This is a genomic window from Runella sp. CRIBMP, from assembly GCF_009905605.1.
Lineage (GTDB): Bacteria > Bacteroidota > Bacteroidia > Cytophagales > Spirosomataceae > Runella.
In genome coordinates, this window is sequence record NZ_JAAAKZ010000035.1 from 1 (window position 1) to 8,741 (window position 8,741).

Annotated in this window: 9 protein-coding genes and 1 tRNA gene; 3 read left to right on the top strand and 7 right to left on the bottom strand. The window is 45.9% G+C overall.

Features of this window, described 5'->3' with window-relative positions; all coding sequences use genetic code 11:
- Nucleotides 1–311: hypothetical protein (locus GVN20_RS29255; RefSeq protein ID WP_166561745.1), on the top strand; the 311-nt coding region annotated here is incomplete at its 5' end.
- A gap of 99 nt (nucleotides 312–410) precedes the next feature.
- Nucleotides 411–596: a hypothetical protein gene (locus tag GVN20_RS29260; protein ID WP_166561746.1), complete on the top strand. Its 186-nt coding sequence runs from the start codon at nucleotides 411–413 to the stop codon at nucleotides 594–596.
- Between the two features lie 35 nt (nucleotides 597–631).
- Here GVN20_RS29260 and GVN20_RS29265 read toward each other — a convergent pair.
- Nucleotides 632–703: transfer RNA gene (locus GVN20_RS29265), tRNA-Arg, on the bottom strand.
- Nucleotides 704–961: 258 nt separating this feature from the next.
- Here GVN20_RS29265 and GVN20_RS29270 point away from each other — a divergent pair.
- Nucleotides 962–2,626: an amidase gene (locus tag GVN20_RS29270; protein ID WP_166561747.1), complete on the top strand. Its 1,665-nt coding sequence runs from the start codon at nucleotides 962–964 to the stop codon at nucleotides 2,624–2,626.
- A gap of 49 nt (nucleotides 2,627–2,675) precedes the next feature.
- Here the strand turns inward: GVN20_RS29270 and GVN20_RS29275 are convergent, their stop codons facing one another.
- The 6 genes from GVN20_RS29275 to GVN20_RS29300 all read right to left on the bottom strand — a co-directional run.
- The gene (locus tag GVN20_RS29275; RefSeq protein WP_166561748.1) at nucleotides 2,676–3,455 is read right to left on the bottom strand and encodes a DUF3050 domain-containing protein; all 780 of its coding nucleotides are present in this window, start codon (nucleotides 3,453–3,455) and stop codon (nucleotides 2,676–2,678) included.
- Nucleotides 3,456–3,567: 112 nt separating this feature from the next.
- A complete protein-coding gene (locus GVN20_RS29280; RefSeq protein WP_166561749.1) occupies nucleotides 3,568–3,951 on the bottom strand; it encodes a LytTR family DNA-binding domain-containing protein in 384 nt (127 codons plus the stop codon).
- Nucleotides 3,952–4,265: 314 nt separating this feature from the next.
- A complete protein-coding gene (locus GVN20_RS29285) occupies nucleotides 4,266–4,643 on the bottom strand; it encodes a LytTR family DNA-binding domain-containing protein (protein ID WP_166561750.1) in 378 nt (125 codons plus the stop codon).
- 453 nt (nucleotides 4,644–5,096) lie between these two features.
- Nucleotides 5,097–5,699: a c-type cytochrome gene (locus GVN20_RS29290; protein ID WP_166561751.1), complete on the bottom strand. Its 603-nt coding sequence runs from the start codon at nucleotides 5,697–5,699 to the stop codon at nucleotides 5,097–5,099.
- A 56-nt stretch (nucleotides 5,700–5,755) separates the two neighbouring features.
- The gene (locus GVN20_RS29295; protein WP_166561752.1) at nucleotides 5,756–6,505 is read right to left on the bottom strand and encodes a DUF5602 domain-containing protein; all 750 of its coding nucleotides are present in this window, start codon (nucleotides 6,503–6,505) and stop codon (nucleotides 5,756–5,758) included.
- 394 nt (nucleotides 6,506–6,899) lie between these two features.
- Nucleotides 6,900–8,741 (bottom strand): right-handed parallel beta-helix repeat-containing protein (locus GVN20_RS29300; protein ID WP_166561753.1); only part of this gene is annotated, 1,842 nt, incomplete at its 5' end.

Below are 8,741 nucleotides of genomic sequence, written 5' to 3' on the forward strand. Positions count from 1 at the left end.
GGCAATTGTCCCAAATTTACCGACTTGCAGAACCCAAAAACAACGGGACAAAACGAGGCAATTGTCCCAAATTTACCGACTTGCAGAACCCAAAAACAACGGGACAAAACGAGGCAATTGTCCCAAATTTACCCTTTATCCTAAATGTAAATTTGGGACAAACGGAGCAAACCAAAACAACCGCCCCAAAAACCGCCTGTAAAGTCAGCATGGCCGATATTTCAGGCCAAAGGAAAGGCAGTCTTTTTTTAGGAGAAACAGCATTGAAAAACGACGCTGAATTGTTGGAAGCTGTAACCAATCGGCACTGAACCAATAAACGTAAACGGGCCAAACACGATGCCGCCTACTACGCGGCCCACAACATCCGAAACCAACACACCAACCCAGCCAACAATCTCCGTAAAAAGTTGCTCAAACTTGAAAAAGAAAACGGTTTGTTTTCAACGGCCGACGTGGTACGGCTACCCGATGACAAAAAGGAATTATTGAAACGATGGGAGGGTACACCGTATGAAGTGAAATTGGAAAATAAATGCAGTGTAGAGCAAAATCCGTCACCTGACGCGTCACCTGTAAAAAAAGAAACTCGTTAACTATCTGACAGTTAACGAGTTATTTACCAAAGTTGTGCACCCGAAGGGACTCGAACCCCTATCGATGGTACCGGAAACCACAATTCTATCCATTGAACTACGGGTGCAAAATATGTCAAAAAAACGAAAATACTCCAAACGAAACGTCGTACCGCCCTATCGGCGATACCTAAAACATAATTCTACCCATTGAACTAAGGGCGCGAAATATGCTTTCCGTTCTACGCGGAATTGAGAGTACCTTTAATAGCCAACAATCCATCCAAACGGGCTGCAAATATACAATATTGTCTTAAATTGCAAACACGTTCTATTCTTATATTGTTAGTATTATTACTTCCATTCACTCATCAACAGAACTTTACATGAAAAAAAAAATTTACGTTCTTTTTGCCTTTGTTGCCTGTGTGGGTAGTTTTTTTCTTGGAACAGCCTACCGAGCAGCCGACCAACCCATTACTACCGATATTGCCAATTATGCTTCCAAAGTATTTGGCCTTGAATTTAGCCCCGCCGAACGTGACTCAATGCTCGACAATCTCAACGACCAACTGAAAGGTTTCGAACGGGTTCGTAAAATTACTTTGACCAACGACGTGGCTCCCGCCCTCCTTTTTGACCCCGTACCCGCAGGTTTTGCGTTTGAAAAAGTGAAGAAACCATTTAAACTTAGCCCCTTAGGCAAGGTATCGTTGCCAGCGGTACGAGATAGCCTAGCCTACTATACTGTGACGGAGCTAGGTGAATTGATTCGCACAAAACAGATTTCGTCCGTGGAACTTACGCAGTTTTTTCTGGCGCGTCTCAAAAAATACAGCCCTACCCTGCTAAATGTGATTACACTTACCGAAGATTTAGCGTTGGCTCAAGCCACCCGCGCCGATGCCGAACTTAAAGCAGGCACTTACCGTGGCCCATTGCACGGTATTCCTTACGGAGCCAAAGATTTATTGGCAAAAAAAGGCTATCCTACCACTTGGGGCTCTAATATTTACAAAAATCAGCAACTTCCGTACGACGCTACGGTCATCCAAAAACTCGAAAAAGCGGGGGCTGTATTGGTTGCCAAAATGTCGGTAGGCGAATTTGCCATGGGAGATGTATGGTTTGGCGGCAAGACCCGAAACCCCTGGAATACACAAGCGGGTGCCAGCGGCTCTTCGGCGGGCTCAGGCTCGGCGGTTTCGGCGGGTTGTTTGCCCTTTGCCATTGGCACCGAAACCCTCGGGTCGATTGTCTCGCCCTCCACCGTCAACGGAGTCACTGGACTGCGCCCCACCTTTGGACGAGTAAGCCGCTTCGGTGCCATGGCCCTCAGCTGGAGTATGGACAAAATCGGCCCCATGACCCGCTCCGTGGAAGATTGTGCGCTGGTCTTCAACGCCATCCAAGGCCCTGATGGACAGGATGCTACCGTTAGAGATGTACCTTTTAATTATGAGCCATTAAAAACCCTGAAAGGAACGCGCATCGGGTATCTGAAAAAGAGCTTTGAATCCAATTATCCCAACCGCGCCAATGACTCAATCACTTTGGTCAAACTTCGCGAACTAGGGGCCGAGCTTGTTCCGTTTGAGCTCCCCTCCTATCCCGTGGGTGATTTGACCATCACCATCGGTGTTGAAGGCGGGGCTGCGTTTGATGAACTGACCCTCACCAACAAAGACGACCAAATGGTGCGTCAAAGTAAAAATGCGTGGCCAAATGAGTTTCGCTCAGCGCGGTATATCCCTGCCATCGAGTACGTGCAGGCGCAGCGTGTGCGGACCAAAATGATTCAGGATTTGTACCAAGTGCTGAAAAAAGAACGAATTGAGGTGTACATCACGCCCACCTACGCAGGCGGAAACCTGACCTATACCAACCTATCGGGCCATCCTAGCATTTGTTTGCCCAATGGATTTAACCGCAACGGAATGCCGACGAGCATCTCCTTTACCGCCCAATTGTACAACGAAGCCAAATTACTGGCAGTAGCCAAAGTATATCAGGATGCTACTTTTTGGCATAAGAAACATCCTAACATTTAAAGGTATATATCAACTAAAAAGGGTTGACATCTGTCAACCCTTTTTAGTTTTATGCCAATTCTAAGGTTAAAATCTGGTCATATACGACGTCCCAAAGCGCTATTCGACTCTTGAGAGCAGCAATGGCGCTTTGTGTGGCCTCTTCCCACTTCTGAGGGTCTGTTCCGCAGAGCTCTTCCACCATCTGCATCGCCAAATGGCTGTGGTGATCGCCATCTACCTCGATATGACGTTCCAAATAATACTTAAATTTGGCTACGCGCGCCGAATCCTCCCCGTTCCATTCGTTAATAAACGCCAAGAACATATCAGGAATTAAATCCTCCCGCCCAAACGTAAAAACAGAAGCCACTACGTGTGGTTTTTGGGTAGCAATAAACGCAAACGTTTGTCGGACAAACTCCTGCGTGCCTGCTACTGCCCCTGTTTCGGAGAGTGCATTTACCAGCGTTTTTCCCTCCTGCAGCCCCTGTATCAAGGTTTTAATGGCGGCCGTATCAGCACCCATTTGTTGCATAGCGGCCAAATAAAGCTCAAAATGACTCATACGAAGGCCTTTTTCGTCCACGTCGCTTTCTTCTCCAATCACGATTTCGTTGATTAAATAACGCGTGTTAGCGCTACCTACGGGCATCCATGGCACTTTTACACACGTAAGGGACTGTTGAAGGTCTTTTAACAAAGACATGAAATCCCAAACGGCAAAGACGTGATTTGCGGTAAAAATCCGAAGCTGCTCTATCGTCTGAACGCTTTTGTAAATGGGGTGGCGAACAAGTTCTTCCCGAATCGGGGCAATTTTCAGTTGTAGTTGTTGAATGGGCGTCATGCTGTACTGTGTGTTTGTCTTAACTCGTTATGTGTAAACACTAAAAAAAGAAAAAGTTCTAAAAAAAGACAATTTCAGTACTACATACGAATCAGGCGCTCAGTAGATGTTTTTAGGGATTAAAAATTATTTGATGCATTTCGAATATCTTTCTCAACGTATTTTTTCTTCGACGCGCAATTTCCACCACTGCACCGTTGGGAAAAGTAACGATACTAAAGCGTTCGATTATACACTCCTGCAAACAATCTAAATTTACTAAATACGACTTATGAATTCGAACAAACCCATACCACTCCAAAATTGAAACATAACTCCCCAACGGCAAAGAGGTCAGGACCTGCTCCCCTGTTTTTAGATGAAATAGGGTATAATTTCCTTGAGCCACCAAAAACGAAATCTGCTTAGGGTTAATCGTATTTTCACCATTTTTGGTTTGAAAACGGGGCAAATACACTACATTTTCAAAAGGAGTAACCCCAGGAAAAGTATTCATTTTTGCTTCTTGTTTATTTTGCAACATCTGTAAAGTTTGTCCGCTACAAAGGACATAACGCTGTCACTAGCAATACTTTAAAAAGCATAAAATTATAATAAAATGCTGTCAGTTTACTCCTACAGCAACTCCCTATCATACCACAAAGGCAGTAAATACAAGTAATTTTTATGCGTCTTTAAGACTAAACTTCCCTGTACTAGGTCACTTATTCCCTACAAAATGTCATAATTAAATGTGACTCAATCGATAGGAAAGTGATTTATCAGAGGCACAGCGCTGTCCCGAATTGGACATATAAGTTGCTCAACTCATCAAGAAGAAAGCCTTTGATTCTTAACCTTTTTTTTCAACTCTAAATAGCGCCGCCGAGCCACCTCAATGACATTCCCGTTGGGCAACTTCAAGGCTCTGTCGGGGCGCAGTCGACAGTTTTTAAGATGATACCCATTCACTAAATGAGACTTATGAATTCTGATGAAGTCATATTGTTCTAATAATTCGACGTATATATTCAGCGAATGAGACGTAATCACCTCCTCGCCGTCTTCCATATAAAACTGGGTATAGTTACTCTTTGCACTCAGGTACACGATTCGACGCAGGTCAACCACCCGCTCGCCTTCCTTGGTTCGAAAGCGCGGCAATGCCATTTTGCTTTCAGAAGGCACAACACTTAAAAAAGTATTCATTCTCCTCTTCCGTATTTAAGTTAAATTAAAACCATCAAACAAGGGATTTACTGTGGCCATACCCCAAAAAAGCAATGACGTCGGCTAACTATATCAGCCCCGAAGCGATTGTCTTGGTGGAGTACACGCCAAAAACACAGAGCTGTTGAAGCCTGTGGCGTTAGAAAGCATAACCAACGGTGTCATCTTGCCCCAACGAGGGCAGAGCACAGGTTAGAAGCGAGGACTCGGTGGGCGCTAGATGCGCTAGTTCGGGTAGCCTCAGGCACCCAAACGCTCGGACTCAAAAGCAAATCCGAAAGGAAGTGAAACATTTTTTTCATTGGTAGAAAAAGGGTGATTTAAATTAAAATGGCAGTATGGTAAAAGGAGGCGGGTGATGATTTGTGAATCGCTCACCCTTACCTCCTTCCCCTTTCTACCACGAAAGATTTTTAGGGCATCAACAACACGTTAGAGTTGAGCCAATTTATCTGGCGGAATGGGCGCAGGCACCGCATTTTTGACCGGTTTAGTACTTTTCAAATACTTAAATACCGCCTCAATATCTTCTTCGGCCATATTTGTATAGTTTACCCAAGGCATGGGCGGTAAAAGCGGACGCGCGGTGGCCAGCCCTTTGGATTTACCTTGGGTCAAAGCCGTTTTGAATTGCTCGTATGACCACGTACCAATACCTGTGGCATCAGAAGTAAGGTTGGCCGAAAAGCTGACTCCCCAAGGCCCTACACTCGCGGTGCCGTCGGGGCCAAACAACATCCAACCATTTTTCAATGCTTCTGGCACTACCTTTCCAATTGGGTGGTCAGCGGGGTGACCCGAAAGATGCAGTTCTGGAATGATTTCGGGGCCTTGCGCTCCCATTCGTTTTGGGGAATGACAATCCTGACAGCCCATAATGCCTACCAGGTATTCGCCGCGTTTAATGATTGCTTCTTCCGATTTAACGGCCGACGTTTCGGTTTTTGCGAGATTCTCCGAGTTTGCGGTACAACCAATCAATACAGACGTACCAAATAAAGCAATAGCAACAATGGCATAATGTGATTTTTTCATAATACCGATTAATAAGGGTGAACGAAAAAATGGGTTGTATAAAACGCGTCGGTATATTATTGCATCATCATCAAATCTTCGAGACTCACCACGATGTCGTCGCCTACCTGCTTGATGCTGTACTTCATCGGGTAATATCCCGCCTTGGAAAACTTCGCGGGTAGCGGCATGGCTTTTGTGAGATTAGGGCTGCTTTTTAGAAACTCATGCGTGACCATCGGCTCCATGAAAGTCAACTTCCCGTCGTAAGAACCATAAATCAGCGTTTCTGCAAATTTGCCTTTACCCGATAGTTCAGGAGATGCGGGGTCGGCCCAGTGAACACCCATTTCAGGCACCCCTGCTGGCAATCGGATGTAATTGCTCGGGATAAAACCAGCCGCTGGTAAATTATCAAACTTAGCAGGAGCGAGTTCATACAACGGAATGGCCTTGCGCTCGGCTAATGGCTGTATATAGAAGTGCATGTCAAAATGCGCTACATCGTACACCCCCGGAGGCTCATGGCCCGTGTGCAAATAATCCAGCATGATATGGTCAAAGGGGGTCTTACCAACGGCTTCGGCAGGAAGGTTAAGTACCAAAGCTACACCTCCGTGGGGGAGGTTATCCAAGGCACCTTTGGTGAGCGTGAAGCCGATAGAAGTCGGGATATTGTCGGCCGAAAATTTCACCCACGAGTACGCTTTACCGTTGCCGAGGGTTTCTTCTTTGCCGCTAAAAGTCGTGGCAACGGGTTCATTGTTTTTGTCGCAGCCTGTCAAAAACAACAGGCCCAACAGCGAGAATGTCAATAATAGTTTCATGTGATTGTACTTAATTGTTTAGTGAATAATAGTGGAAATGCACTTCCAATCCTGCGATAGAATGGTGAAACAAAATTGGCCGATTTTGACAGGCAGGTGTTAGCACAAACTGGACTTTCTCTTCCTCATTCTGGACTACCAACGAAGCAATGGCAAAGACCCTCAGAATAGCCGCTAATTTTGCTTACTCATTTCAAACTTTCTTTTACTCATTTTGAACAAAAACAGAAAAACAGCCCATTTAAGCCACTTTTTATCTCAAAATCAACGTCAAAAACTTTACGATTAAAAGGCAACTTTGGGGACAATTTAAACCATCAACCAACACAAAAAATAGGCTGTCTCAGTGTTTTGAGACAGCCTATTTTTTGTGGGTTAGGAAGCTATTGATTTACTAATTGGGACAGTCACCAATGACGGCATGAAAAGTAGTACCTGCGGCGCTGAAGCCCGGCAGAAGTGTCACGGATTGGCTGCCTCGGTACTCCACCGTTGCGCCAGATACCTGATTCGTAGCCGTGATGCGACCGCCTGTTTTTAACACCGTTCCGCCCGTTATCGGCTCGCTCACGCTAAGCATAGCAGGTCCAGCGCCACCTGTACTTTGGCTTTCATAACATCCCATGTCGACAATCGCCAAGCCTGTTGTATAGGGACGAACATTGCCGTCCAAATCCAGAGGTAACGTACTCGCTGCATTGTCGCCTGCATTGATTGCGGGCGAACACGGTTGCAAATGATAGTCTCCCAAATTCACCGTCGGTGCCAGACCACTTGGTGTTGCTTTGATAAACAATGGGTTTTGATTCAGATTGCCAGTACCAGCAAATCCACCTTCCACGATGCTGTATCGAATACTGATACCAGGGGTTGTTTGAACACCGCTGTTGCCCCACAAAATACTGTTTTGCAATGTTCCAGAAGAATTCGAGTTAAATATCCCACCCTGCGTACCGTTAGTGCTTTGATTGGAAGCAATCGTACAATGCGTCAGTATCGGTGCACTGTAATTGAGGTACAATCCACCGCCTAAGCCTTTATTGGAAACAATCAGTAAGTTTTCCAAATGTGGACGGCCTGCACTTTCTATATAAATCCCGCCCCCGAAGGTCGCTTCGTTGCCAGCTACAATGCTGTTTGTGATATTTACCTCGCTGCTGTCTCTGAGCAAAATTCCGCCGCCGCCAATGGCCCGATTGTTGGTAATCAGGCAGTTAGTTATCAAACCTTTGCTCCTATTGATTACCAGTATCCCACCTCCCGACGACAACAAGGAAGGTTGATCTAAATTTGCGCCTTGTGCCGCTACATAAAAATCAGCGTACCCCTTTTCAATCACAAAACCATCCAAACGAGTTGTGTCATTTGTGGCACTCAATACAACCACGTGGTTTACGTTGTCAGTCAAAGATGAAGTGCCAATTTCTCCACTTAAAATCGTCTTTTGCGTATTCCAATTTCTTTGACTCAACTCTGTTTCTGTCCCGACAAACCCTCCGTAAACCTGCACGCCCGAAGGAATCTCAAAAACATCTTTGCGCAAAGTTCCAGGTTTGTAGGTTCCCGCCGCAACCCAAACTTGAATATCTCCTCCTGACAAAACCGATGCAGCACTCAAGCCTGCTTGTAAATTTGCAAACGCTTTCGACCAACTGCTACCATCTTGACTTGGAGACGTATTTGAACCATTGACGTAAATGATTTGGGCAAGATTCGGGACAATAATGGCAACCAATGCCGTATCTGTCACCTCTGCACAGCTACCGCTAGCGGCGATTGTATACGTTACTGTATAACTACCTGAAGAACTGGTGGCTAAATTGATTTCTCCCGTTGACACGTTCAACGATAACCCTGACGGAGTAGCGCTGAAAGCTCCACCCGCCGTACCCGTGAGGGTTACCGTCGCTGTGCCTGTATTGGTGTAGGGACTACCCACATAGCTTATCGTGGCCGTTGGTACGGGCACCGCATTAATCGTCTGCGAAGTCGACGTCGCTACACACGTAGGATTGCTCTGCAAACGAACACTGAACGTATAGTTGGCAGGAGATAACATTGAAAATGTATTGCTCAACTGCCAGTCTACACCATCTTTGGAGTATTCCAATGTACCCGAACCCGTGGCGTTGACCACCGCAGTGCCCGTCGGAACCCCGCACGTGGGCTGCGTCAATGTCACATCCGTTAGCGTCGGTGCACCCGGAACGACATTAATCGTCTGCGAGGTAGACGT

Excerpts from the sequence above, each read along its gene's own strand:
- GVN20_RS29270 (WP_166561747.1), top strand. The coding sequence starts at position 962 with ATGAAAAAAAAAATTTACGTTCTTTTTGCCTTTGTTGCCTGTGTGGGT.
- GVN20_RS29275 (WP_166561748.1), bottom strand. The coding sequence starts at position 3,455 with ATGACGCCCATTCAACAACTACAACTGAAAATTGCCCCGATTCGGGAA.
- GVN20_RS29280 (WP_166561749.1), bottom strand. The coding sequence starts at position 3,951 with ATGAATACTTTTCCTGGGGTTACTCCTTTTGAAAATGTAGTGTATTTG.
- GVN20_RS29285 (WP_166561750.1), bottom strand. The coding sequence starts at position 4,643 with ATGAATACTTTTTTAAGTGTTGTGCCTTCTGAAAGCAAAATGGCATTG.
- GVN20_RS29290 (WP_166561751.1), bottom strand. The coding sequence starts at position 5,699 with ATGAAAAAATCACATTATGCCATTGTTGCTATTGCTTTATTTGGTACG.
- GVN20_RS29295 (WP_166561752.1), bottom strand. The coding sequence starts at position 6,505 with ATGAAACTATTATTGACATTCTCGCTGTTGGGCCTGTTGTTTTTGACA.